Here is a 26,550-nt window from a genome sequence, read left to right on the forward strand (position 1 = left end):
TTGGGTATGCAAGCATACTCGATTGTGGGGCCAAAGTCTTGCTTTTAGCGTCCCCATGAATACTCGGTTACACCGACAGCGCGACGCACAGCCACCCCACCGTCAGGATTCGAAGGCTTGTGCCCAGAAAACATTCTGGGTGCCCGAAAATGATGAACAACCTTTGGTCTGCGCCTGCCAGCGGTTTTGTGCTCGACAACAGCATGCGCTGCTGTGGAATTGCTATCGTCGGGCAGATCCTTGATATCGGTCACAGCTCCTTCATTCTGACTGCTGAGGAAGGCGCCGGGAGGCACCGATACCCGAGAGTAATACATCTTGTTGTATTGACGCCAGAGCCGAGCCATCACCGTGCCGCCTGTGACGTGCTTATTGGCAATGGGCAGATTATTGTCATTACCGCCCCAGACCGCGGTCACCATATCCGGTGTAAATCCAACAAACCAGAGATCGGTAGCTTTGTCGGCCGTACCAGTTTTTCCGGCTGCAGGTCTGTCTCCAAGGCGAGCCTGCATTCCTGTGCCTGAATTTACGACCTCTTGCAATATGGAAACAAGCCAGGAGACTTCCTCTTCAGGGAAGACCCGGTGTGCATCAGAGTCAAAGTTTTCGAGTAATTCGCCGTTCATCGACTCGACCCGCCTCAAGGCGCGCGGGGTAATGACGACGCCGCCTCTGGCAAAGGTTCCATAAGCACCAGCCAGGTCGAGCGGCGAAAGCGCCGAACTTCCAAGGGCAGAGGAAATATTTGGAGCGATATCACCAGTAATCCCAGCTTCTCTGGCAATCGACAGCACCCGGCTCATTCCGACCATCTGAGCCGCACGAACAGCGCAAACATTGCGTGACTGCGCCAGGGCCTTGCGCACAGGAATCTTGCCGAGAAACTTTCCATCATAATTTTTAGGGCTGTAATCCGCGCTGTCGACCTGATGCACCGTCAGTGGTGTGTCGTCGATGAGAGAATTAGGACCAAGTGCATGTTCCAGAAAGGCAGTCAAATATACAAACGGTTTGAATGTAGATCCCACAGTATGGGGGTTGGTGGCGCAGTTCCATTGCTTGGTCCAGTAGTCGCCAGCACCGCCTACGATGGCGCGCACGCCGCCATCCTTAACAGAAATAGCAATCAACGCCTCTTGCGTAATACCAGCTGGAGCATGTTTGATCTCTTGCGCCAGAACCTTTTCACCGCACTGCTGCGCTACTTGATCCAAATTCGTGAAAACCTTGATGCCCTGCCGGCGCGCCACGGTTTCAGGATAACGCAGTTTGATCAAATCCAATACATAACTGACATAGTAGGGATAAACGTTGAAAGCATGTTGGGGTTTTGGCTCCAGACTACTGTGAAAGTAGAGCGGGTAAAATTTAGCGTGCTGTCCCTGAGCGTGAGTAATGAAACCACATTCGGCCATACCATCAAGGATTTGCCGCTGCCTCAAAATTGCTTCGTCACGGTGTTCCGGACTTCCTAATGTAGACGGCGAACGAATTAGCCCTGCTATGAAGGCAGACTCAGACAGATTGAGCTCCCAGACGTTCTTTCCAAAATACCTTTGTGCAGCCTGTTGTATACCATTGGCGCCGTTTCCGAAATAAATTTCGTTCAAGTAGATCTGCAAAATTTCCGGCTTGCTGTATCGTTTTTCGAGCTCAGTAGCAACAAGAGCTTCGGCAATCTTGCGGTCAGCTGACCGACCGGTGTCGAGAAAAAACAAATTTTTTACCAGCTGCTGCGTAATAGTCGAGCCACCTTCGACGACCTGACGTGCTTGCATATTGGCATAGGCAGCCCTGACCAGACTCTTAAAGTTGATACCACTGTGCTCATAGAAGTGTCGATCTTCTGCTGCGAGCACTGCTTGCTGCATGTATAGCGGTATCTTCTTGAGCGGCACTACAACTCGGCTGACGTCCTGTTCCACTGCGCAGACGAGCTTATCTTTGTGGTCGAAAATTTGAATGGTGCGATTGGGGTGATAATCTTTGAGAAAAGCCAGGTCTGGAACATGGCGCAAGTCATTGCAAACGAGGATGGCTATCACAGCGGCTGTGACTGTAATGATCAAGATTGCGAATCCAACCGCAAGACTTACGATCTGAAAGATATACGAGATCCCGTCACGCGTACTAACGAGAACATTTGTTTTTCTGAGGTTTGGCATAGACAGCCCGCGAACAGCACAATCACTAGGGTAACAGTATTGCTGCCTGGCTGCGGACTAATGTGATCAAGCTTATCTAAGCCCAGAGCGTTGAAGGCGTTGGCCAACGGTCAGTGCGTAGCAGGATAAACCCACGGCGCATCGTAAGTATGCACTGGCTCTCTGTTCATCCACGTCGGAGAGAACGCAATCAAAAGACCAAGCATCACTCCCAGATATAAACTTCTCAACGGCGGGTTTTGCATGTGGTCCTCGGCCTGATGTGGCTCACAATGAATTGAACAGAACTCTAATCCTTATGTTCCCCCGCATTAACCACACCAACCCTCTTGACTTCGCGAGTGAGGAAAAATCCCGAATCGCACACCAGTTGGGGCGTCCGCAATTCAACTGCAAACCAAAAACTCAACCGATAGCGGTTGAGTTTTTGCATTCGATTATGAGCGATACAGTGCTGGATTAGTGCGCGGAGCCTACCAGAACCGAAATCAGCAACAATGCGACGATGTTCAAGATTTTGATCATCGGGTTGATGGCTGGACCAGCAGTGTCTTTGTAAGGGTCACCAACTGTGTCACCAGTCACGGCAGCTTTGTGAGCTTCTGAACCCTTGCCGCCGTGGTTGCCTTCCTCAATGTACTTCTTGGCGTTGTCCCAGGCGCCGCCACCCGAGGTCATCGAGACGGCAACGAAGATACCTGTGACGATAGAACCGACCAGCACACCACCCAACATCTTCGCAGCGGCATATTCACCGGGCATTGCAGCGTTGAGGTAGAAGTATCCGAGACCGGCAATAAGGACAGGTGTCAGAACTGGAATCAACGCAGGTACTACCATCAACTTGATAGCAGCAGTAGTGACGATGTCGACGCACTTAGCATAGTCAGGTTTGGCAGTCGACTCCATGATGCCAGGGATTTCTTTGAACTGGCGACGTACTTCAGTGACAACCAGACCGCCTGCATAGCCGACCGCTTCCATTGCCATTGCAGCAAAGAGGAAGGGAATCAAGCCACCGAGGAAAAGTCCTGCCAGCACATAAGGGCTGGAGAGGTCAAATGTGATTGTCGCGTCAGGAGTAACCTTATGGATAGCAGCCTGCAACTCGGTTGTGTACGAGCTGAACAGTACAATTGCAGCCAGACCGGCTGAGCCGATTGCGTAACCTTTGGTTACTGCTTTGGTTGTATTTCCTACGGCATCGAGAGGGTCAGTAATTTCGCGTACTTCTTTGGGCAATTCGGACATTTCGGCGATACCACCGGCGTTGTCCGTAATCGGTCCGTAAGAGTCGATGGCGACGATGATTCCGGACATGCTTAGCATAGACATGGCAGCCAGAGCGACACCGAAGATACCGGCTAATCCGTACGACACAAGAATACCGACAACAATGACGATGACAGGCATTGCAGTCGAACGCATCGATACAGCCAGACCAGCGATGATGTTCGTAGCATGACCGGTTTCAGAGGCTTTGGCGATGCCGCGCACTGGTCCAAATGCAGTCGATGTGTAGTATTCAGTGATCCATACGATGGCGGCAGTGACAACCAATCCAACCATGGAAGCTAAGAAATAAGCCATCGGCTCACGGCTGAGTCCGCTCATCATGGCGTTAGTGAAGTAGTAGAACCCACCGGCAGCCAGAACACCGGAAACAATCAAACCTTTATAGAGAGCACCCATAATGTTCTTGCTTCCGCCGAGGCGAACGAAGAACGTACCGATGATAGAGGCCACGATTGATACCGCCCCTAATACCAGCGGGTAGAGCATAATTTCTGGGCGCTGTTCGATTACAGTCTGGAATGTTTCATGAGCAAGAAGCATCGTAGCAATAGCTGTGACAGCGTAGGTTTCGAACAAGTCAGCAGCCATTCCGGCGCAGTCACCCACGTTGTCGCCGACGTTGTCAGCGATAACTGCAGGGTTTCTTGGGTCATCTTCCGGAATTCCTGCCTCTACTTTACCAACGAGGTCAGCACCGACGTCGGCAGCTTTCGTATAGATGCCACCTCCGAGTCGAGCAAATACAGAGATCAAACTGGCGCCGAAGCCGAGTCCGATCAGAGCTTGCACGTCATGTGCAAAGCAGAAGAAACCTGCGACTCCGAGAAGTCCTAATCCAACTACTAGTAAACCGGTTACCGAACCACCGCGGAACGCTACCGTCAAAGCATGTTCCAATCCGCCTCGAGCTGCTTCAGCAGTTCTGACGTTAGCTCTCACCGACACGAACATTCCGACATATCCTGCCAGTGAGCTCAACAACGCACCTACGACGAAACCTACTGCAGTCATCGGTGTCAGCGCGACGCCGATGATGATTGCGAGGACGACACCGACCCCGGCGATCGTCGTGTATTGACGGTTCATGTAGGCGCCTGCGCCTTCCTGAATCGCCTTGGCGATTTCGATCATTCGTTCGTTGCCGGGGCTCAGCTTCAGAACACTCCAACTGGCAACGACACCATAGATGATTGCTGCAATTGCGCAACCGAATATCAGAGGGAAACCAGCTAAGTTCATTCCAAATTAACTCCCAAAAAAAGACGACGCCATTTAGCCAGAGACCGCCACTTGGTAAGCGATGGAGGGCTCGAAACACGCACGTAAGAGTATCAGTTTACTAATGGAGATAACAGAATCTGAATTTTATTTACGCCTCATATGTGGTGGCAGTGGATATCAAGAGAATATACAGTTCAAGCGAAGATGCAGTGCTGGCGTGTTAAAATTGAGTTTTGAAGGAAAAGTTAAGGTGGCTTCATGTCGCTGAAATCGAGCCGGGTCGCTGGATTTCTATCGAGTCTCTTATTTGCCTCCGTATCGGTCGCTGCTTCTTTCGCGCAGCCGGCCTGGAATTTTGACCGCGTCGTCTCGTGCAAAGATGATGCTGATAACAATGCAATCCTGATTAGCACCATGAAAGGTGAACAGATTAGCGCCCCTTCAATTCAATATCTGCCGGGTCCCAACGGTCACGCCATGATGGTCGCCGACTTCGCCGGGCTGAGCTACATGATGCCTCCGCACATCATTCATCCGGTCCAACCCCCTGGCAAGTGGGGCATCGAAGAGATTCGGGTCGGTCAGTTTCAGGTCAATCCACCCATTTGCAGGGTTGCCGCTATATCCAGAAACCCTGCTTCATTAAAAGGACTTTCATTTACCGCTAATTCAGGAAGTTTAATCGTCAAGTGGACGGGTCCGAAAGGATTGGTTCCGGACCAGATCGAAACGGCTGAGGTGCCTGCCAGGGCGCCGGCTAAAACCGACCCGGTGATAAAAGTGGCGGAAAAATCAGACAAACCGGCACGAGTTACTCAACGCAACCCAGCTTCTGCGAGTGATGAGCCGACCGTTACAAAAGACTCGAGTGTATCGGTGGCAAAATTGCCGGTCAAAGTGGCGACGAAAACGGCTGTCGTGGATACAAAATCTCAGCCAGTAGCGTCCGTACAGGTTGGATCTCGACCGGCTCACGCGCCCGCTTCCGATGACGAAGATATTGACCGCGGCATTCAACAAATTCAGGCGTTGCTCGAAGCAGCGCGCCGATCAAAAGTTGGAACAGCAAAAACGACTGACGCAACGACGAATAAGCCGACCGTTGCAGTCACACCTGGCGCGACTACCGCTGCAGCTGCCAAACCAACCATCTCTGCAACACCTGTCGCGACTACCGCTGCAGCTGCCAGACCAACCATCTCTGCAACACCTGTCACGACTACCGCTGCAGCTGCCAAACCAACCGTTCCTGCAACACCTGTGGCGACTGCCGCTCCTACTGCGAAGGCTACCGTTGCAGCGATGCCTAAAGCAACTGATGCACCCATCCTGAGGTCTTCGCAAGCCACGCCAGCACAGGCTTCTCCGGATTCCGAGCGAAATAACAAACTCCTAACAACCGCTTCACAAGACCAGCCGGATCCGACAGATAGAATCAAAAAGCCGGCGCTGGACGAAACAACATCAGCAAAAAACCAACCCGACACTGACACAGCAGAAAAGACCGGCAGTGCAGACTTACCGAGCAAAGAAAAATCAGACGGTCTGCGCGCTGAGAAGAAAACCGAGAAACCACCCGGAGTACCAATGGCGCGGCTTTCAGTAGTAAGTGACACAGATTCAAGTGAGCCGAACGCGGCGATTCAGCTTTTGTCTGAACGCAACATCACTTACAAAAGTTTCCGGTTACATTCACCCGAGCGGTACATCATCGATTTAGAAAAGCCACCAGATTTAGATGAAGCGACCGTCTCAATCTTTCAAGAAAATTCTCTGTGCCGATCAGTGCGCATCGGAATGACAGACAAACACACTTGCAGACTGGTATTTGACCTGACCGACGATAGCGTGCAAGTGCAAGAAAAGACTTTTGAAGAAGACGGAAAAGTTCTCACATTGAAGATTTTCAGTCAACCAGCATCGATGACGACGAAATCAAATCGTCCGCTGGAAGGTGTGAGCCTTGTACTTGATGCCGGACATGGTGGCAGTGATCCTGGTGCACAGCGTGGCGACGCACGCGAGAAAGAAATGACACTCGGCATCATAAATCAGCTCAAGAAGCGGCTTGAGGCAAATGGTGCCTTCATCACAATGACACGCAGCGACGACACATTTGTCTCACTGGAAGACCGGGTAAAAATCACCAATCTCGTCATGCCGAAAGCTTTCGTTAGCGTGCACATAAATGCACTGGAAAGCACTAACGATATCAAAGGAGTAGAAACTTACTTCCAGACTGAACAGAGTAAACCCCTGGCAGAAGCAGTCCACAACTGTCTCTACACTTCCCTGGGCGTTCCAAATCGCGGCGTTCGTAAAGCTCGTTTTTACGTAATCAATCACACCACCGTGCCGGCGATCCTGGCAGAGGTCGGCTATATATCTAATAAGGATGAACGTGAGAAATTAATATCATCTGATTACCAGGGCAAGATTGCAGATGCACTCACGCAGGGTGTTATTCTCTATGTAAACAAAAACCCCGAAACGCCAGTAAATGCAGTGAAACCAGCCCCGGTCATCAACCCAAATCAGAACGAAGGAAAGGGAACATCTGCAGTGCCCACCAAGTCAGTGGCTGCAAGTCTCTCAGAGCGGGCAGACGCAGTCCGCGCAGTCAGGTGAGCGTCAGAGGAACCTAGAAATGGCAGAGCAGCTCAGAGACTTCAATCGCATCGGCTTATTCGATTCAGGCGTTGGTGGATTATCGGTTTTGCGAGAAATGGCTAAACTGCCTGCAACATCCAGGGGACGGAAGTTTTCGTACGTCGGTGACACAGCTCGATGCCCCTACGGCAATCGAGAACCGGCTGAAATAGTTCGCTACGTCGACGAAATCATTGATTTTCTGATGACGAAGAACGTCGATTCGATTGTAATGGCATGCAACACCAGTGCAGCGCACGCCTTCGAGTCAGCGAAACGCCGCTCGCCCGTGCCAGTGTTCGACCTGATCAGCGCTACGGCCGAATACACTGCCAGTCTAAACAAGAAGGTGGGTGTCATGGCCACTGCTTCCACAGTGCGCAGTCACATCTTTTCCAGATTGATCAAATCGCATCAACCAGGATTAGATGTATTTGAGCTAGCCTGCCCAGAGTTTGTACCAATCATTGAAAGCGGCAATATAAATCAGCCCGGCACTCTCGGTGTCGTCGAGCAGCACGTACGAACGCTCCTGGAGCAAGAGGTAGAAGTCCTGATTCTGGGCTGCACACACTTCCCCTTCCTGCGTGCACATCTGGAGCGCTTACTGGACGGAAAAGTACAACTTATCGATCCGGCGGTGATTCTCAGAGAATTTTTGACGGCAGGCTCGAACTACAATGATGCGCCAGTCAATGTTTCCAATCAAGATGAATTCAACTTCTATGTCACTGGCAATGCCGAGACATTTTCTCGCGCTGCTACAAGCTGCCTGGGGGCTCTTCCAGGTCCAGTTCAGGCAATATCGGTAGAGCAATTTTCTGAGCAAAGTCTCATGGAAAAAATCACCGACGTCGTCATCGCTGCCGCCGAATCGATGGCGTCACCAGCGGTACCAAGCATCGTCACACCGTAAGCAAAGTACATATTCTTCATATCGGGCGCATATGGCTGAGCCCGAACGCAGACAGGCGCGCGCGCGACGTTAAGGAACGTATAACTAAAAACGTGCGCATAGTTCTTGCATAAAAACGGTGCTACAGTAATCTCAACTAATGAATCCTGAAGTGGAACATTTTGAGAGGGCATCCATGGGCCAGAAAACAGAATCATTCTACGTAGACATGCTCGATCGAGAAATCGTTGATGCAGTCAACAACGATTTTGGAAAAGCCGTTCTGAGACTTCCCAATCAAGGCAGGGGAGAAGTCAGAGAAGAAGTCTTGGTTTACTTCTCGGCGATCGCTATGCAGCAAGTAAATTCTGTCGCCGAAAAATATGGCATAAACGATCAAGAAGCATTGCACGAACTGTATCAATTGATGCGCGTCAATCTCGTGCAAGGCTTTAGAATTGGTCAAACAATGAAGCGGACCTGGGCGCCGAGCTAAGAACTCTAAGCCCTAAATAAGGATTCATCCTGCACGTGGGCTCAGACGACGTCGAAACGCCAATTAGAATGCGCTGCATGCGCTGCCAGGAAGAATTTGCCGACGGCAGGCAAGTCTGTCCGCACGATGGAACGCGTCTGATTGTCGCGCTGCCTGATCCCATGATCGGCAAGACATTTGCCGATCGGTACGAGATCATAGATGTGCTCGGGCGCGGCGGCATGAGCGTGGTCTACAAGGCGCAGCAGATTTTCATGCAAAATCTTGTCGCCATCAAAGTGTTGCATCAAACCCTCAACTCTGACCCGACCAGCTTCGACCGATTCAAACAAGAGGCAGTCGCGGCAATATCAATTCGAGACAAGAATGTCATTCAGGTTCTAGACTTCGGAATCAGCGACGAGAAAGCTTTCCTGATTATGGAATATCTGGAAGGACAGGACCTCTCCGATTGGCTGACAAAAAATGGAGATATGGATGTCGAACGAGCTCTCGATATATTCATCCAGGCTTGCAGCGGGCTTGCTAGCGCGCATGCAAAAGGAGTAATTCACAGAGATCTCAAACCCGGCAATCTCTTTCTTATGAAAGAAGATGACGGCAGTGATCTGGTCAAGATTGTCGATTTCGGCATTGCAAAAATCGAATCAAGCCATTCGCAAAGTTTGACACAACCAGGCGAAGTTTTCGGAAGTCCACTCTACATGAGCCCGGAACAGTGCCAGGGCAAACCGCTCGATGCGCGTTCAGATATTTATTCGCTCGGCTGCGTCCTTTACGAAACGCTATCAGGATCGCCACCACTGATGGGGATAAATTCTTTCGAGACGATGAACAAACACGTCGGCGAGCAACCTCTTCCGATTCGCGCAGTGGTGCCAAACAAAGAGATTCCCGAAGCTCTCGACGCCTGCATTCTCAAAGCGCTGCAAAAAAATCCCGATCAGCGCCAGCAAACAATGCAAGAATTCAAACAAGAGCTAATTGACTCGATAAAAGGCTCACGATTCCATCTACAAGAGAGTCGGACAGGGCTTAAACCAGTTGGTACGCCACCTGGCCCTGAAGATGTTGGCGCAGAGACGGTCGTAGATCTGGAACTCGGTGCCAGGGCCAAAGAAGAATTGCAAAAGCTTGTGCTGGACGCAGTCGACCTGACAAAAAAACAAGATGCGCACAATCGACGATTGCGCCAGATGGTGCTGGTTCTGTACGTCATGTTGGGTTCCCTGGTGATGACACTTTTCTGGCTGGCCACTAAACCTGGTCCACAATCTGATCCCGCCCCGTTCTACAAGCAAGAGCCCTATCGGTGGAAAATTTCAGAAGCTGAGGCTGAAGTGCGTGAGGGCAAATACAAGCAAGCTCTCGAATCTTATAAAACTGCCGTAGAGATGTCTAAGGATTTTGGCGAAGGAACTGAGAAACGAACGAAAGCACTCCTCGGTCTGTTGATCTGCCTTGAGCATACCGGCGCGGATCAAGAGACAATAACGCAGGCTCGTCATGAACTGCTCGACGCCAACGTCAAACACATGGAGTATATCTATGGACACGACGGTCACGACCTGGCGAGGATAATCGACATGGATGCAGGGCTGCTGCAGAGAATCGGCGGCAGCAAAGTCGACCGAGCCTATGCAGAAACGCTGGCGAAGAAATATGTAGCCAATGCCAGAGACGATTTTCAAAAAAAGAACTTCGTCAAGTCTTTAAGTTGGCTTCAAGAGGCGCTTGAAATCGAAGAACAGAACCATTGTGATGCAGGAGTGGCCACGACCGCGGAAGGATTCCAGGCTTCGCAGGAAGGTAAAGAGCACATCGAACAAATCAAAGAATTGCTGAACCGAGCCGTCATCGCCGAACAATCGTCACCACAGCAAAGCGAATTAAACACTAAAGAACTCAACCAACCCAAAAACACAATGCAGTGAGTCAAGCACCGCATATGGTGACTATTTTTTCTCCACGTTGGCGACGAGCTTACTAATAGTGGTGCGCAGTTCATCATTATTCATGGCAGTCCAGCCGCCATAGCCAATCAGAACAACTAAGACGACAGTAAGAACCTTCTGGATAATTGACAGCGAATTTGACTTGCTGGTCGTTGCGACCTTGGCCTTAGAACTGAAACCCTTGCCCTGTCCGTCGCTCTTGTTGGCCCTGGTCGGGCTGTATTGACCGACCGGTCCTGTCAGTTGATGGTTGCACTTTATGCAGAATTTGATTTCCGGCTGCACCGCAGCATGGCAGTATGGACACGTGTCCAGTAGTGGATGCTCACCTGTGGCGACAGACTCTGACTCATCTTCTCCCTTTCTCTGAAACCGGCTCATCCAGCCGCTGTCGGAAAGAATCTTGTTGGCCTTAGACGTACGCTGCTCACTTGAATTTTCTTTGTTGCGCATAAACTGCACGCCATCCAGATCAGCAGCAGCTTTGGCGACTTGCGCAGTAACGGCCTTCATTGCTTCATTTTCCAGTGTCGCTTTGTGCAAAGCCTCAGCTTCACTGACCAGATCCTTGAAGTTTGCTACCTCAATTCTGTGTTTGAAAGTTCGAAGCTTCAAAGCATCTCTAGACAGGGCGTCGTGCAGTTCCTCTCCGAATTCCTGGACAGTTTGATGCCTTGCTTCAGGATCCTTTTGCAGAGCCTTATTAAGGACATGCGTCACCTCCGAGCAGACCTTCAATTCAGGCAATGCCTGATTGAATGGGATTGGAGTGGCGTAAAGATGAGCATCGAGCATTTCGATAGCCGACTTAGCGTTGAATGGCAGCCTGCCTGTAAGGGTTTCATATACACACACAGCAAGCGAGTAGATGTCGCTGCGCGGATCGACGACCGTGGAAGAGAGGCACTGTTCCGGACTCATATAGGGTGGGCTGCCGCAGACATCGCCGACTTTGGTAATCTGATAAGCATCTTCCTGCTTCGGTTCGCGAAGCTTCGACAAACCAAAATCGACCAGAGTCACCCAATCTGGATCGTTTGCGTTTTTGCTGAGCATGATGTTCTCAGGCTTCAAGTCGCGATGCACCAGATTCATCTGGTGGGCTGTTGCCAATCCGTCTATGACCTGTTGATAAATGTGATCAGCACGCTCAAAAGGCACCATCCCTTCTTCTTTGATCACATTCTTGAGGCTTGTTCCCTCCAGAAAATCCATGACCAGATAAGGCTGACGCTGTGAGCTCATGCCAAAGTCGTAAAGGGTAATAATGTGATGGTGTTTAACCTGAGAAACGGTCTTCGCTTCCCGATGAAAACGCTTAACAGCCTCCGGTTCCGAAACAAGGTGCGAATGCAACATCTTCACGGCCATGAAGCGGTCCATCATCTCGTGTCGTACCTTATAGACGACACCCATACCGCCCCGTCCAACCACACCGAGGACCTCATATCGGTCTGCCAGGCGGCTGCCAACCAGGGGATCTTTCTCGATGTTTTTCAGGGTCGCTGAATCTTCAGGACAACGCTCGACCGAGTCCTCATACTCTGAAAAGCATTCAGGGCAGGATTTCAATGGATTTTCGACTCCCGAAGCATGGGCATCTCCCGAGAGCGCTAATGGCGCCAGCGAACGTTATAACCATACCCGTGCTACCCGAACGCTAAACTGCCACGGGGGCGGCTGACGGCGCAAGAGGGTATGACAGACCGTGAGGAGGCAGCAGCGCAGGGTTAAATCATCCGCAAAGCGACCGAATTAATCTAAAAGAACTCGGAGATGATTGAGTTACTGACGAGTACCCCGTGGTCGGTAATACGCAACCTGCGGTCCACAAGCTCGACCAGACCCAAGCTGGTCAGCTTTTCCACTTGCGACCGGTAATTCTCCAGAAATTTGACGCCAAAATCTGCTTCAAACGAAGTCAGGTCAAGCCCGCTCCTCAATCTCAGCCCCAGCATAATCGCCTCGCGCTTGCGGGTCTCCGGGTCGATCACCTCCGAGGTCTCGTTACCAAGGTAGTCTTTCATGTACGCGGCTATCGATCGCCAATTAGAGCTTCGCACGCCCGCAACATGCCTGTGAGCGCTGACACCATAGGCTACGTATTCACTGTTATTCCAATAGGAAAGATTATGTCGGGATTGATTTCCTGGTCGGCAAAAATTTGACACCTCGTAGTGCTGAAAGCCAGCCTTCGATGCCATTTTTACGAGCGTCACAAACATCTCTTCGTGAATTTTGTCTTCTGGATAAAGGGGAGAGTCTTTGGGAAATCTCGAATACAGAGGCGAATTATTTGAAAGATGCAAACCGTAGGCAGAAAAATGTTTGATCTGCTGAGAACGCTCGGTGAGAGCGAATAGCTGTTCGAGTGTATTTGTCCACGATTCTATAGTTTGAGTGGGTAAACCATACATAAAGTCAAGACAGACATTATCCAAACCATGAGCTAACGCTTGCTCGATTCCTTCGTAAGCCTGGGCTCTCGTATGATCGCGTCCAATTGCTTTCAGTTCAGCATCCTGAAACGACTCGACACCGATAGACAGACGATTGACACCAAGTTCTTTCCAGCCCTGCAGTTTATCCGATGTAATCGCATGTGGTGTCGTTTCCAGATTGATTTCACAGTTTGCGGAAAGCCCAAATTTATTTCTCAGTTGATCTTGAATCTTTGCCAGGTTGGAGATGCTTATCAAGCCAGGAGTTCCACCACCATAGAAGATTGAATCAAGCGCGGTCCCCTCAAGATTCGAGACATCACGTTCGCTGATTTCGCAACAGACGATCTGACAATATTCATCTTCCAGATGCGACAGTCCGGCAAATGCTGCGAAATCGCAAAACTCGCATTTGTGCGTACAAAAGGGAATGTGAACGTATGCGCTTAAAGACATGAGTACAGATATTATGCGGCAAATCACAATTACTCTGCACCGGTGATGAAGGAATTTCCTGCACTCTGGAAAATTCAAGACCTTCCAGCCAGAGGTTAATTACGCAGCTAAAATACTAAGAATCGGACAACTTGCTACGATTGAAGAACTTTGAGCTTCGTGAACATTTTGCTTAACAGTAGCCACAATACATCCATCTGGCCCAACTTCGTAGTCCTCGGACTTATCTATTCATGCTCGGTTGCATACGCATCAGCGCAATCAACGAGCAGCTCGCAAAGTCTCACCCCGGCGATGGATATGCTCAGGCAGAAATCTGCCGAGAATTTGATTCCCAGGACTCCGCTAAATGGCATCATGAAAACAAACGTGGGACCGACGGTGACAAGAAAGCCGCCGGTCAGCCGTCTCAACCGTAAGCCGGTGGAGCTGACATCTGAGGAGAAAGCTCAAGATTTTCTCGGCGATCTGGATTCTGTCGTCAAGGTAGTGAAACTGGATCCTGCTTCAGCCGACCTGCATGCCATCGGCGATTTGCTGATCAGCTTTAGACGACAGGTTACCGACCATCCTTCTGATCCCATGCTGAGGCGGAAGTTAGGAGCATACCTCTTTCTGGCGGGAGACTACGAGGGCGCAGCCACAGAGCTCAAACGAGCGATCGCGCTCAAACCTGATGATTATGTTTCTCACACATTGTTGGCTTGCGTTTATGACGACGTAAACGCGCGAGAATCTGCCAGTGCTGAATTTCACAGAGCTATGGAGCTGTCTCCTGATTCACCTGATGTTCATATCTTGTACGCCGACAGTCTTGCCAGTCACGGTGACGTTTCAGAAGCGATTGCCGAATATCGAAAAGCAGTGGCAATCAAACCAACAGCAGACGGCTACTCTGGGCTAGCCGAAGCTTTGCTTGTTGCACACGACAATATCGGTGCCGTCAAAGCAGCCCGTCAGGGAGTTTCGGTGGAGCCAGGCTCTGCCAAGGCACATGTTGCGTTGACAAAAGCGTTGCTGCTTTCAGGAAATACGCAGTCGGCGATACGCACGGCCCGACAGGCGGTCTTGCTCAGCCCTGCCTCGGCAGACAGCCATATAGCACTCGGTCGAGCCCTGCACGCAAAAAATAATCTGAACGGCGCTGTCGAAGAATTCAAACAAGCGGTGGCACTTGATCCACTCAATGCACAAGCAAGAAATGATCTTGGTTATGCTCTGTACGGCAAAGGAGATATATTTTTGGCTATCTCCGAACTTCGTCTGGCGTTGCGGATCAATCCACATTTGAGCGAAGCTCGAAACAACCTGGAAATCGCCATTCACGGGCTTTCCGGCAAAAAACATCCATAACCATATTCGATACCATTGCAGTTGAAAAGCGATTTAAACTAGCTAATGATCTCGAAGACAGGCACCAGATGTGGCGGCGCGGCGTCGTATGTCTGACGGTACATTGCAATTTGATACCATGCAGGTAAAATTATCAGGGAAACAAGTGGGAATTGCCCGAACGGGCCCAATGAACCAAAGAAACAGCAAACGAAGATCCAGACAATTTCGAAGCTTCATCAACACCGCTGTAACACTGAGCATGGTGTCAGTTTTGTTGTCCTCGTTTCCGGCTTCCGCCCAAACTATAAACTCAACTGCGTCAAACCGTCTCCGGCAAAATAGCACTGACACTATTGCCGGTGCAACCAACCCGACTGTACCACCAGGCTCGGTCAATCCTTCCATTCCGCCGGACCAGCCCAGCGCGAAAGACTTTTCGGCTAATGCAGCAGGCGCTCCTGCTCAAGCTTCAGGCAAATCAACGTCTCTTTCGTATAGTGCAGGCGAGAGCAGCGATGCAAAATCAGCGGCAGGGAATTCTGCCACACAGACTGCCGACGCCGATCCTGCCTCCAGCCCGCCCAAATCTATAGCCAGCAAAGATACAGGCAAAGACGACGGTGACATCCTCGGGGCTTCAAACCCTGCCGGTGCTCCGGGCGACTCAGGCAATGGTCTCTCGATAGCGCAAAGCCCTCCCCGCCCCGCGAGTTCAAAACGCAATCCGATTCCGGGAGTAGTCGGAACAGTAAACATCCGCAAGCAGTTCAAACTATTTGCCAACGAACAACTGATCCACAACATGAGTTTTCGCGATACTCCAGTACGCGAAGTAATTGCAGAACTGGCTCGTCGTGGCAATCTCAATATCATCATCGACAAATCGGTAGCTGGAAAAATTACAGGCGATCTGCGCGACGTCACATTGAACGAAGCTATGGACAGTGTTCTGGCTGCCGCCGGTTTACAAAGTCGAACTCTGGACAACAACACGGTCATTGTCGCGACATTGCAGGCCATGGTGCAGTTGGGACTGAACCGCCCCATGGCTCGTGCTTTCAAGCTCAGTTATGCATCGCCTTATGACGTGGCCATGATTTTGCATGCCTCTATATTCAACAAAGGAATGCTCCCTGATTTCAACTCTCAGTTCAGAAGGCGAAGCAGCAACGAATCAACAGACACATCGTCAAACGACCGCGTGCGTAAAGCTGGTGGCACGACGCCTGAGGGTGATGTTTCGACCGAGAACCACGGCACCACAGGCGAAGGCGATAAGTCGACCAGCGAAATCGATAGTTCGCAAACCAATAGACCGGATGTAAATCGCACCGTACGTGGCTCGAGCCGCAGCCAGACACAGGAAGGGGTGGGCTTCAACAATGCCGCCACTGACCCCGGTTCGCAACAGATCCGTTCGTTCCAGGAAATCAATTCAGACTACATCGTCGAACAAAATGGTGGCGGGGCAATCGTCATACCAGACGCAAAGAACCGCCAGATCCTGGTCGTTGGCACCCAGGAAGACATAAATATCGCCGAAGAGTCGATCAAATTACTGGATCGCCGTCCGAAACAAGTACACATTCAAGCCTCACTGATAGAACTGACGAACCAGGGGATCCGCCAGCTCGGTGCTACTTTGAACGTGCAGGGAGAGGGCGCTTCCTCATCAATCCTGGGTAACTCTAGAGCACCGTTGATTCAATACCTTCCTGGTTTAGGCAGCACTTTCCCTTCGCCGGCACAACCGTTTGGCGCGACGTTGCCGACAACCAATCCGACTCCAGTGACACCAAGTAGCCCTGGCACCGCCTTCACCGGACTGGTCGGGTCTCTTCTGCCTGTCGCTCCTACCATCGCAGGCATTCAAGCCTCACAGTTTGCACAGTCGGCATTCAACTTCCTCACAGGTGGTAAGGGTACAGGCGGAAAGCAGAATATAGCCACTGTACCTACGGCTCTGAACCTCGACCTACAGCTCTTGCTGCAAACTAATAAAGCTAAAGTTGTCGCCAATCCAAGCGTGGTTGTCGTGGACGATACAGAGACTTTGATTACGATTGCCAGTGAAGTCGTACACAAAGTGACGTCTACGGTCAGCTTGGGCGTGGTTACAACGAACGTCGAGCTGACCAAAGCTGGTATCTTTTTGAACGTATTGCCCAAGTGCACCGAGGACGGTTTCATCACGATGAGGCTGCGCCCTCAGGTCTCCACTCCACTGGGTCCGCCTCAGGTTTTTGGCTCTACGGCCAGCCCTACAATTGTCACGCTCTTGAACGTACGTGAAATCATGTCGCAAGAAGTGCGCATCAAAGATGGTCAGACGCTGGTACTAGGTGGTTTGTTCTCAGAGCAAGAAGCAGCCCAGCTGGCCAAAGTTCCGTATCTGGCTGAAGCTCCAGTTCTTGGCGCATTATTCAGAAACAGTTTGAAGGGACGAAATCGTTCGGAGCTGATGCTTCTATTGACGCCAAAAATCGTAGAGGACGATCCGACATCAATCACTGATGCGTCACCAACACCGACACTGTAAGTTCGCGTTGATCAATCAAACGGATCTGCGCGCTGACAGTGGGTCGCGGTTTTGATCAGCCTCTGCACATGAGGCTGATCAGATCTACGGATCCACGTGTTCAGGTGCTCACCGGTGCCGATCCACGTTTTGAGCATCCACGTGTTTGCGGATGCTCACAGTAGGAGCCGCTATGAAAAGTGGCTTAACCGGTACGATGGACTTATTCGACCGTGACTGACTTAGCGAGGTTGCGCGGCTGATCGACGTCTTTACCAAGATAGTCGGCAATGTAATAAGACATCAGTTGCAGCGGCACGACTGTGAGCAGTGGGCTGAAGAATTCTTCCACTTCCGGAATGGTGAAAGTGGTGTCGAACATCTTCGCTACTTGCTCATCGCCCTCAACTGCCACGGCGATCATTTTGGCATTCCGGGCTCGCGCTTCCTGAGCATTAGACAGAGTCTTCTCATAAACTGCGCCTGGCACAACTACAGTCACCACAGGTACGTTTGCGTCCAGTACGGCAATCGGTCCATGCTTGAGTTCACCGGCAGCGTAACCGGAAGCATGAATGTAAGACAGCTCCTTGAGTTTAAGAGCGCCTTCGAGTGCAGTGGGGAAATTCAGACCACGACCGATGAATACAACGTCATGAGCTTCTGCATACTTGAGAGACGACTTGCGAATTTCGTTTTCCTTGCCCAGGATTTTCTCTTGCAGCGTGGGGATCAAATTCAAAGTTGATTTCAGCTCTTTGGCACGTTCCTTCGTGATTGAGCCGCGCACTTCCGCCAGATAGATGGCCAGTAAATAGAAGCTCGTCAGCTGAGCCACATATGTTTTCGTGGCAGCGACTGAGACTTCAATACCGCATTCAGTGACAATCAAGTTAGGTGTGATCTGTCCAAGATGCGAATCAGGACGGTTAGTGATTCCCAACGTGTAGGATCCACGTGCCTTTGCTTCGGTCAATGCGGCGATTGTGTCGGCTGTTTCGCCTGACTGGCTGACTGCAATAGTGAGAGTCTTTTCGTTCACCAGCATTCGACGTCCGCGGATTTCAGACGCGATCTCAACGTCAACTGGGATTGAGCAAAGCTCCTCGAGAAGATATTTGCCGACCATACCAGCGTGATATGCAGTTCCGCAAGCAACGATGTGGACCCGTTCAAAAGATTTGATCTCTTCCGGTGTGAATTTCACTCCATAACCGAGGTTCTCATCAGCTTCGTGCGTGACGACAAAATTGACCGGTTTGGTTGGAGCCGACAGGTATTTTCCGATCGTTTTGCGCAGCACCAGCGGTTGTTCATGAATTTCCTTAAGAAGGAAATGTTTGTATCCACCTTTATCGATAATGTATGGATTGCTGTCCATCGAAACAGGCTTACGGAAAACTTCCTTGCCTTCAAAGTCGAACAGCCTGGCGCCACTTGCAGAAATCTCTGCTACTTCGCTTTGTTCGAGTTTAAGAATCTTGTTGGTGTACTGACGCACGGCCATACTGTCGGAAGCAAGATAGCTTTCGTGCTCACCCAATCCGATCGCCAGAGAGTAGTGACGATTGACAGCATAAATCTTGTCTGGATGGCGCTGACAGACGATTCCCAGAGCATAGGCTCCATCCAGTCTGGCCACTGAACGCAAAATCGCTTTCAGAAGGTCCTGGTCTTTTTTATATTCGAACGACACCAGATGTGCCACCACTTCAGTGTCGGTCTCAGATGTAAAAACGTATCCAGCCTTAATCAGCTCTTCACGTAGCTCTTCGTGATTTTCGATAATTCCGTTGTGAACAACTGCAATCGTGCCGGTCGAATCCATGTGGGGATGAGCATTCTGGTCATTCGGCACACCGTGGGTAGCCCAACGAGTATGACCGATGCCCACTGTTGCTGCTGGTTTCTTGGTGACAAGTAAGGCTTCCAGATTGGACAGTTTGCCAGCCGCCTTCATTACAGACAACTGACCGTCTTCAATTACAGCCACGCCCGCTGAGTCGTAACCGCGATACTCCAAACATCTAAGCTCGGATAGCAAAACCGGTGCTGCCTGGGCTGGTCCAAGATAACCAACAATTCCACACATGTTTGAACCTCCTAGATGTCCATCACTTCGACTTCTTTGTCGTGAATGGCTTTATCTACTTCCTTTACGTACTTATCTGTAACCTTTTGCAGAGCTTCCTCTTTGCGTTTAATTTCGTCTTCCGAGACACCTTCACCCTTCTGTTTCTTCAGATGATCGGCTCCGTCTCGGCGAATGTTGCGCACAGCGACGCGGCACTCTTCACCGTATTTCTTTACGATTTTGACCAGTTCTTTGCGACGGTCTTCAGTCAAAGTCGGAATCGAAATTCTGATCATGGAGCCATCGCTGGTGGGCGTCAATCCCAGTCCGGACTTGTGGATAGCTTGTTCAATGTCTTTCAGTCCACTTTTGTCGTAGGGCTGAATCACAAGCGAACGACCATCAGGAGTGGATATATTTGCCAGACTTTTGAGCGGAGTGGGTGTTCCGTAATAGTCAACTTCAACACGATCGAGCAATCCAGGATTTGCACGTCCTGTGCGGACTGTCTGCAATTCTTGATGCAGATTTCCAATTGCCTTTTTCATGCGCTCTTCGGCATCAGCAATAATGTCACCGCCGGTCATTTTCTTCCTCCAACAGCAGTCGCTACCAATGTACCTATTCTTTGTCCCGAGACGATTCTTTCAATACTTCCGGGCTTTGCGAAGTCGAACACAACGATTGGAATGCCATTGTCCTGACAGACAGAGACAGCTGCTGGATCCATGACCTTCAGACCTCTTTGTATCACTTCTCCGAAGCTTATATCGTCAATTTTCTTGGCATTGGTGTTAGATTTCGGATCGTCGTCATAAACACCGTCCACGTTGTTCTTAGCCATGAGAATGACATTGGCCTTGATCTCAGCGGCTCGCAAGGCAGCGGCTGTATCTGTGGTGAAGAGGGGGTTGCCTGTGCCACCACCAAAGATGACGACACGATTCTTCTCCAGATGCCTGATCGCTCGTTGCCTGATGAAAGGCTCTGCCACTGCCGGCATAGCGATAGCTGTCTGCACGCGTGTGTCGACACCCTTGGACTTCAAAACTTCTTGCAATATCAAGCAATTCATAATTGTGGCAAGCATACCGACATAATCGGCAGCAGCTTTGTCCATGCCCCAGGCGCTTCCCTGGCTGCCGCGGAAGTAGTTTCCGCCACCAACTACAATGGCAATTTGCACACCTAGCTTGTGTGCGTTGGCCACTTCATTGGCGATGCGATCGATTACTTCCGGGTCGATATTGCCGCGAGTAGCAATAGAAGCAGCATTAACAGAGTGTTGAGAGCCCATCAGGGCTTCACCACTTAATTTCAAAAGAACACGTTTATATTTTATGTCGCCCACGATAGCTATTGAACCTTTGACGAGGTGGTGTTTTTGGTTCCCCGCCATAATAACCCGTTCGCCTGAACGCTGTCCTTTCAGCATTCTTACAAGGCTTATGTACATGTGCAGGCAGATCAGATATCGATCGGTATTGCGGGGATTAATAGGTCCGGTCGATGCTCTGAATTTTGGGTTATTCCTAACTGTTGTTCGAACTACTGTCTGATTAGTTTCTGTAAAAGAGTCAGAAAAAAAGGGCGATGCTTTCGCGTCGCCCTCTCCTTTTAGTCTTCTTTACCGTTTGTCTCAGCCGCTAATTCACCGAGAATGAAAAGCGCGAACCTGACGGGTTTGAGCTCAGTACCAAGCTCGGCACCCTTGGTCTGCAAATACTTGCCAACGGTGCTGTTGGGATCCTTAACGAACATCTGATCGTTCAAAGAGCGTTCGTTCAAAATCTTGTCTACTCGGCCGGTGACGATCTTTTCTCTCATCTCCGGTTTCTTCTCTGCCAGATCGGCTTTTCCAAGCTCAATGCGACGCTCATTTTCGACAACATCAGCTGGAATTTCGTCTCTGGTTAGATACTGTGGTTTTGCCGAAACTACGTGCATGGCAACTTCGCGGGCAATGGCAGCGAGCTTTTCACGATCGACTGGTTTAGTCGATGAAAGCTCGAGAATCGCTCCCATTTTGCCGCCCAGGGCATGAATGTACAGTCCGACGATGCCTTCTCCAGTCGCATCGAAAACAGCCAGTCGGCGAAGAATGATGTTCTCACCAGTTTTTGCCACTGCTTCGGTGACGAGTTCGCTCACCTGCTTGTCGCCGGCGCTCTGAGCGAGGAACTTCTCGACATCTGCCGGTTTGTTCTTCAAAACGAGATCCGAGACTTGCTTGGTCAACTCGACGAATTGATCGTTACGGGCAACGAAATCTGTTTCGCAATTTATCTCTACAATCGCGCCGGTCTTGCCGTCAGCAGAAATTTGACCGACCACGAGACCTTCAGAAGCAGTACGACCCGACTTCTTGGTGGCAACCGCGACACCCTTCTGACGCAGCACCTCGAAAGCTTTTTCCAGATCTCCAGCCGCTTCGACCAGTGCCTTCTTGCAATCCATCATAGCGGCGCCGGACTTCTCTCTCAGCTCCTTAACCATGGATGCGGATATATCAACCATTTCATTACTCCTGCAATTTGCTTTCGACTCTAAATCTAATCACCAAACTACTTTCCGGGATTTTTTAAAGCCCGGAAAGTCGAATTTTGGATCATTCAGCTTTTAGGCTTTTTCTTCGTTTGATTCGTCAGACGAACCGGCACCGACCAGAGCATGCTCAGGTGCACGTTCTTCGGCATCCGGGGCGGCTTCGGTTTCTGCCTTGGACAAAGCCGGTTCGATTTCGACACGACCTTGCTTGCCTTCCAGAATGGCGTCAGCAACCTTACCGGTGATCAATTTGATTGAACGAATCGAGTCGTCGTTGCCTGGAATCACGTAATCAATACCGGCTGGATCGCAGTTAGTGTCGATAATTCCGACGACGGTCAAACCGATCTTCTTGGCTTCTGCCACTGCAATCAGTTCACGCTTTTGATCGATGATGAAAAGAATGTCTGGTTTGCCGCGCATGTTTTTGATGCCGCCAAGTGACTTCTCAAGCTTGAAAAGCTCACGATTGAGAACAGCCAATTCTTTCTTGGGGCGACGATACAATTCGCCGGTTTCTTTCATTTCTTCCAACTCTTTGAGTCGGTTGATACGCAAGCGAATGGTTTCAAAATTGGTCAGCATGCCGCCTAACCAGCGTCTGTTGACGAAGTGAGCGCCGCAACGCAGTGCTTCTTCCTGAACGATCTCAGCAGCCTGTTTCTTAGTGCCGACAAAGATAATGTTCTTCTTTTCTGAAGCTGATTTGCGAACGAACTCGCAGGCTTTATCGAGGGCACGAGTGGTTTGCTCGAGGTCGATGATGTAAATTCCGTTGCGCTCTCCATAGATATATGGGCGCATTTTAGGGTTCCAGCGGCGGGTTTGGTGGCCGAAGTGGACGCCTGCTTCCAACAGTTGTCTCATAGATGCTACTGACAAGGCTTGTACAATCTCCTCATGGTGCCGAGCACGAACGACGTGTAATAACGAAGGGTAATACTTGCGGACAGGAACGAGTAGCGGAGTTCAGGCACGGACCAAACACTCAAGAGCGTCAGTCTGACGGAGCTCGAACAGCGTCACTCGCTAGTCCAAACGATGCAACAGAGTCTAGCGCAGTCCGCTACAAACCTCGATTGCTCGATTAGACAATCACGTAATTGTATCACAAAGCCCCTAAAAGGCTTATTTATAGACATACTTGTTATTCTTGTTATAATATTTCTATCGTAAACAATTGCTAAGTCGCACGGGTTTTGGATGTCTAAAGTACTAGTTCTTAACGCTTCATATGAACCTCTGAACATCTGTACATGGCGTCGTGCAGTGGTTTTGCTCATGAAAGGGAAGGCTGAGCAAATCGAACACAACGGCAAACTTCTTTACGCAGACTTCCCACTACCGACGGTGATTCGGCTGCGCTCGTACGTAAAGATTCCCTACAAAGAGATCAGCCTGTCAAGGAGAAACCTGCTGCACCGTGACAATTACACTTGTCAATATTGCGGTGACAGGCGCCACGATCTGACCATTGACCACATCGTGCCAAGGTCGAAGGGGGGCACAGACAGCTGGGATAACGTCGTGGCGGCTTGCCTGAAGTGCAACGTCAAGAAAGGCGACCGCACCCCCAAAGAAGCGAACATGGCGCTCCATGTGGTGCCGCGCCGTCCGCCCAGTCACGTTTATTTTGAAATTTCGAAGCACTCAGTCTCTGGTGAGTTCAGCTGGAAGAAGTACGTAATCGGCGCCTGATTTAGTTCAGACCCGATTCAGTGCGATTTTGGCGAATTTGAACTTTTGCAGGCAAAAGAACGTATTTGAATGTAAGCGTTCGCGCTCATACCCCTGCAATGAGGTCAGAGACGTGTCTTTATCTCTATACTTTCATGGAACCACAAAACGTTTTCATGCCGGTCTACTGCGGAGCAAAGGTTTGGCAAGCACCGTTTACGCCAATGTAATCGTCGATATCCAGGCCCGCGAGCTCAAGGATAAGCTCTTCACATACAGGGTCCCCGAAGAACTTGCAGCCGAGACCTTCATCGGCGCTCAGGTGCTTGTGCCCTTCGGCGGGCGAGACCTGGTCGGTGGCTATGTGGTATCGCTCAGCGATGAGGCCAAAACCGAGGTAACTCTCAAGGAGATAGCCGAGGTCATTGAGCCTGAGCCTTTGTTCGACAAGGAATACGTCGAGTTTCTTTACTGGATTGCCGATTATTACTGCGCCAATCTCTCCGACGTGATCTCAGCCGCAGTGCCTTCTGTACTGAGCGCCAAATTCAAGCGTATCGTCAGGTTGAATAGAGATGCCTATGAACGGCGCGGCGGCAGTCTTTCCAGCTATGAACCAGCCAGTCAAGCAATCATAAGGGTGCTTTTGGAAAGCAGAAATCTGGCTCTATCAATGGTGGCACTAAAGCAACGATGGCGGCGCACGGTGAAATCGAGAATGACGGCATCACATTTCTATCGAGCCGTGGGAATGTTGCGCGGCGAAGGACTTTTGACCGTCGTACAGGAGTCAACCAACGCCCAGGCACCACGAGTGGTTACGACAGTAATCTGGACTGGAGAAGAGGGCAAAACCGCTCGACAGAAAGAGGTAATAGGAATCCTGGCCAAAAATGGCGGTCAGATGACCCTGAAAGAGTTGCTGGATCAGGGCAAAACGACGCCGGCAACGATTAAAAAGCTAGCCGAGTCCGCAATCGTAAGCATCAGTCACGAAGAGACATTTCGAGACCCGCTCAGCAATCTGCAAGTATCCAGAACAACTAATACAGATCTCCGTTTGACAGAAGCGCAGGAGAAAGCTCTGGAGATTCTATCGGCAGAGCTGGCAAGAACTCTGGGCGATGAGGGTCCAATAGCAAACAATGGATCTGACTATCCGGCCTGGCTCTTGCACGGGGTGACAGGTTCCGGCAAAACCGAGGTTTACCTGCGCCTGATTGAGCAAACACTTGCTGCCGGCAAGGCTGCCTTAATGCTTGTTCCGGAGATAAGCCTGACACCTCAACTAGCAAGGCGACTGAAAGGGCGTTTCGGAGACCAGGTTTCGGTATGGCATAGTGCCATCACCCCCGGTGAGAAGTACGACACCTGGCGACGCTTGAGAAACGGCGAAGGCAGAGTGCTACTTGGTGCGAGATCAGCGATATTAGCCAATCTTCCCCAGGTCGGTCTGATCATTCTTGATGAGGAACACGACTCAAGCTACAAACAAACCAGCCCCAGTCCCAGGTACAACGCTAAAGACGTAGCGATTGAAAAAGCCAGACGAACAGGAGCGATGGTGGTGCTCGGAAGCGCAACTCCCGACGTTGCTGTTTACGCCAGGGCCCGGGAAAGCAAAAAGATTCTCGAATTGCCCGAGCGAGTCTTCAAGCAAGCCATGCCCGCTGTGCGAATTGCCGACATGAGAAAAGAATTCGCCAATGGCAACAAAAGCATCTTTTCGCTTGCCCTTTCAAACGAACTGACAGCCTGCCTGGAGCGAAAAGAGCAGGCCATCCTTCTCATCAACCGACGCGGCTACGCAAGTCACGTTTTCTGTCGTGCTTGCGGGCATGTCGTCAAATGCCGCAATTGCAGCGTTGCTCTGGTTTTCCATCAGCACTCAGGTCCAAATCGCAATACTTCATATCTGGCAGGCTTTCTTGCTTGCCATCACTGCGGCTTTCGCTGCTCCGCTATGGAAGAGTGCCCAAGCTGCAAAAGCCCGTTCATTAAACAGTACGGATTGGGAACACAGCGAGTCGAAGAGGAAGTCCAGGAGCGCTATCCAGCTAGCCGCATTCTCAGACTGGACAGCGATGTCACCAGTCGCAAAGGTGCCCATGATGAGATATTGCAGCGCTTTGCCGAAGGTGAGGCCGATGTTTTGATTGGCACTCAGATGGTTTCAAAGGGATTGGATATCGCCAATGTCACACTGGTAGGAGTAATGACAGCAGACGCCGCTTTCAACCTGCCCGACTACAGGTCGACGGAACGTGGCTTTCAACTATTGACACAGGTATCTGGTCGAGCCGGTAGAGGTGAAAGACCGGGAGTTGTGATATTGCAAACGTACGACTGCGAAATGCCTGCCCTCACATGGTCTAAAGACCACGATTACGCCAATTTTCTCAATGAGGAGTTGGAGGCGCGGCGGGCATTTGGCTATCCCCCTTTCAGCCAGATCATTAGAGTAGTCGTGGCAGGCGACGAACCAATAACGGTAGAAGCCGCTTGCAAACAGCTAGCCGAGGAGATATCCAGCTTTATAGAAGAAACTTTACCTGCCAATGAAGTCCAGGTGCTGGGACCGGCCGCCTGCCTGATCGAGCGCTTGCGCGGCAAGTTCCGCTACCATTTGCTTCTCAAGAATCTCGGCGGTGAAGAAGGCCGACAAATGGTTACCGCCTTTTTGCGAAACAAATACCTGCCCCAGGGGCTGAGCATGGCAGTGGATGTAGACGCTCTTGACCTAGTCTGAGTCATCGCAAAATTGTCACGCTAATATGAACCGATCTGACTGGAACTCTGGACAGGAAAGGCTTTAGACTCGA

Annotated in this window: 17 protein-coding genes; 8 read left to right on the forward strand and 9 right to left on the reverse strand. The window is 50.6% G+C overall.

Going from position 1 to position 26,550, the window contains the following annotated elements; all coding sequences use genetic code 11:
- Positions 1-44: 44 nt before the first annotated feature.
- Both EKK48_05955 and EKK48_05960 read right to left on the reverse strand, forming a co-directional pair.
- Positions 45-2,168, reverse strand: a complete 2,124-nt coding sequence (locus EKK48_05955; GenBank protein ID RTL44791.1) for a PBP1A family penicillin-binding protein — start codon at positions 2,166-2,168, stop codon at positions 45-47.
- A 459-nt stretch (positions 2,169-2,627) separates the two neighbouring features.
- The gene (locus tag EKK48_05960) at positions 2,628-4,703 is read right to left on the reverse strand and encodes a sodium-translocating pyrophosphatase (GenBank protein ID RTL44792.1); all 2,076 of its coding nucleotides are present in this window, start codon (positions 4,701-4,703) and stop codon (positions 2,628-2,630) included.
- A gap of 240 nt (positions 4,704-4,943) precedes the next feature.
- Here EKK48_05960 and EKK48_05965 point away from each other — a divergent pair, with 240 nt between their 5' ends.
- The 4 genes from EKK48_05965 (at position 4,944) to EKK48_05980 (ending at position 10,659) form a co-directional block, all read left to right on the forward strand.
- Positions 4,944-7,313, forward strand: a complete 2,370-nt coding sequence (locus tag EKK48_05965) for an N-acetylmuramoyl-L-alanine amidase (GenBank protein ID RTL44793.1) — start codon at positions 4,944-4,946, stop codon at positions 7,311-7,313.
- 19 nt (positions 7,314-7,332) lie between these two features.
- Positions 7,333-8,250 carry a glutamate racemase gene (gene murI / locus EKK48_05970; GenBank protein ID RTL44794.1) on the forward strand — a complete coding sequence of 306 codons (918 nt, stop codon included), beginning with the start codon at positions 7,333-7,335 and terminating at the stop codon, positions 8,248-8,250.
- A gap of 175 nt (positions 8,251-8,425) precedes the next feature.
- Positions 8,426-8,725, forward strand: a complete 300-nt coding sequence (locus EKK48_05975) for a hypothetical protein (GenBank protein ID RTL44795.1) — start codon at positions 8,426-8,428, stop codon at positions 8,723-8,725.
- Positions 8,726-8,760: 35 nt separating this feature from the next.
- Positions 8,761-10,659, forward strand: a complete 1,899-nt coding sequence (locus tag EKK48_05980; protein RTL44796.1) for a serine/threonine protein kinase — start codon at positions 8,761-8,763, stop codon at positions 10,657-10,659.
- Positions 10,660-10,680: 21 nt separating this feature from the next.
- Here the strand turns inward: EKK48_05980 and EKK48_05985 are convergent, their stop codons facing one another.
- Together EKK48_05985 and hemW are read right to left on the reverse strand one after the other, a co-directional pair.
- Positions 10,681-12,252: a serine/threonine protein kinase gene (locus EKK48_05985; protein ID RTL44797.1), complete on the reverse strand. Its 1,572-nt coding sequence runs from the start codon at positions 12,250-12,252 to the stop codon at positions 10,681-10,683.
- A gap of 188 nt (positions 12,253-12,440) precedes the next feature.
- On the reverse strand, positions 12,441-13,577 hold the full coding sequence (gene hemW, locus EKK48_05990) for a radical SAM family heme chaperone HemW (GenBank protein RTL44798.1): 1,137 nt from the start codon (positions 13,575-13,577) through the stop codon (positions 12,441-12,443).
- A 159-nt stretch (positions 13,578-13,736) separates the two neighbouring features.
- Between hemW and EKK48_05995 the strand changes: the two genes are divergently transcribed.
- A complete protein-coding gene (locus tag EKK48_05995; GenBank protein RTL44799.1) occupies positions 13,737-14,930 on the forward strand; it encodes a tetratricopeptide repeat protein in 1,194 nt (397 codons plus the stop codon).
- 88 nt (positions 14,931-15,018) lie between these two features.
- Positions 15,019-17,451 carry a hypothetical protein gene (locus EKK48_06000; GenBank protein ID RTL44800.1) on the forward strand — a complete coding sequence of 811 codons (2,433 nt, stop codon included), beginning with the start codon at positions 15,019-15,021 and terminating at the stop codon, positions 17,449-17,451.
- Positions 17,452-17,653: 202 nt separating this feature from the next.
- Here the strand turns inward: EKK48_06000 and glmS are convergent, their stop codons facing one another.
- The 5 genes from glmS to rpsB form a co-directional block, all read right to left on the reverse strand.
- Positions 17,654-19,522 (reverse strand): glutamine--fructose-6-phosphate transaminase (isomerizing), encoded by a 1,869-nt coding sequence (gene glmS, locus EKK48_06005; GenBank protein ID RTL44801.1) that lies wholly within the window; start codon positions 19,520-19,522, stop codon positions 17,654-17,656.
- An 11-nt stretch (positions 19,523-19,533) separates the two neighbouring features.
- The gene (locus EKK48_06010) at positions 19,534-20,091 is read right to left on the reverse strand and encodes a ribosome recycling factor (GenBank protein ID RTL44802.1); all 558 of its coding nucleotides are present in this window, start codon (positions 20,089-20,091) and stop codon (positions 19,534-19,536) included.
- A complete protein-coding gene (locus tag EKK48_06015) occupies positions 20,088-20,855 on the reverse strand; it encodes a UMP kinase (GenBank protein RTL45004.1) in 768 nt (255 codons plus the stop codon). Before EKK48_06015 ends, EKK48_06010 begins: the two co-directional genes overlap by 4 nt.
- Before the next feature lie 266 nt (positions 20,856-21,121).
- Complete coding sequence (locus tag EKK48_06020) at positions 21,122-22,021, reverse strand: elongation factor Ts (GenBank protein RTL44803.1); 900 nt, start codon at positions 22,019-22,021, stop codon at positions 21,122-21,124.
- 102 nt (positions 22,022-22,123) lie between these two features.
- On the reverse strand, positions 22,124-22,933 hold the full coding sequence (gene rpsB / locus EKK48_06025; protein RTL44804.1) for a 30S ribosomal protein S2: 810 nt from the start codon (positions 22,931-22,933) through the stop codon (positions 22,124-22,126).
- A gap of 321 nt (positions 22,934-23,254) precedes the next feature.
- Between rpsB and EKK48_06030 the strand changes: the two genes are divergently transcribed.
- A complete protein-coding gene (locus tag EKK48_06030) occupies positions 23,255-23,749 on the forward strand; it encodes an HNH endonuclease (protein ID RTL44805.1) in 495 nt (164 codons plus the stop codon).
- Positions 23,750-23,774: 25 nt separating this feature from the next.
- On the forward strand, positions 23,775-26,477 hold the full coding sequence (gene priA, locus EKK48_06035; GenBank protein ID RTL44806.1) for a primosomal protein N': 2,703 nt from the start codon (positions 23,775-23,777) through the stop codon (positions 26,475-26,477).
- Positions 26,478-26,550: the final 73 nt, after the last annotated feature.

This window comes from Candidatus Melainabacteria bacterium (genome assembly GCA_003963305.1).
Lineage (GTDB): Bacteria > Cyanobacteriota > Vampirovibrionia > Obscuribacterales > Obscuribacteraceae > PALSA-1081.

Excerpts from the sequence above, each read along its gene's own strand:
- EKK48_05955 (RTL44791.1), bottom strand. The coding sequence starts at position 2,168 with ATGCCAAACCTCAGAAAAACAAATGTTCTCGTTAGTACGCGTGACGGG.
- EKK48_05960 (RTL44792.1), bottom strand. The coding sequence starts at position 4,703 with ATGAACTTAGCTGGTTTCCCTCTGATATTCGGTTGCGCAATTGCAGCA.
- EKK48_05965 (RTL44793.1), top strand. The coding sequence starts at position 4,944 with ATGTCGCTGAAATCGAGCCGGGTCGCTGGATTTCTATCGAGTCTCTTA.
- murI (RTL44794.1), top strand. The coding sequence starts at position 7,333 with ATGGCAGAGCAGCTCAGAGACTTCAATCGCATCGGCTTATTCGATTCA.
- EKK48_05975 (RTL44795.1), top strand. The coding sequence starts at position 8,426 with ATGGGCCAGAAAACAGAATCATTCTACGTAGACATGCTCGATCGAGAA.
- hemW (RTL44798.1), bottom strand. The coding sequence starts at position 13,577 with ATGTCTTTAAGCGCATACGTTCACATTCCCTTTTGTACGCACAAATGC.
- EKK48_06000 (RTL44800.1), top strand. The coding sequence starts at position 15,019 with ATGTCTGACGGTACATTGCAATTTGATACCATGCAGGTAAAATTATCA.
- glmS (RTL44801.1), bottom strand. The coding sequence starts at position 19,522 with ATGTGTGGAATTGTTGGTTATCTTGGACCAGCCCAGGCAGCACCGGTT.
- EKK48_06010 (RTL44802.1), bottom strand. The coding sequence starts at position 20,091 with ATGACCGGCGGTGACATTATTGCTGATGCCGAAGAGCGCATGAAAAAG.
- EKK48_06020 (RTL44803.1), bottom strand. The coding sequence starts at position 22,021 with ATGGTTGATATATCCGCATCCATGGTTAAGGAGCTGAGAGAGAAGTCC.
- EKK48_06030 (RTL44805.1), top strand. The coding sequence starts at position 23,255 with ATGTCTAAAGTACTAGTTCTTAACGCTTCATATGAACCTCTGAACATC.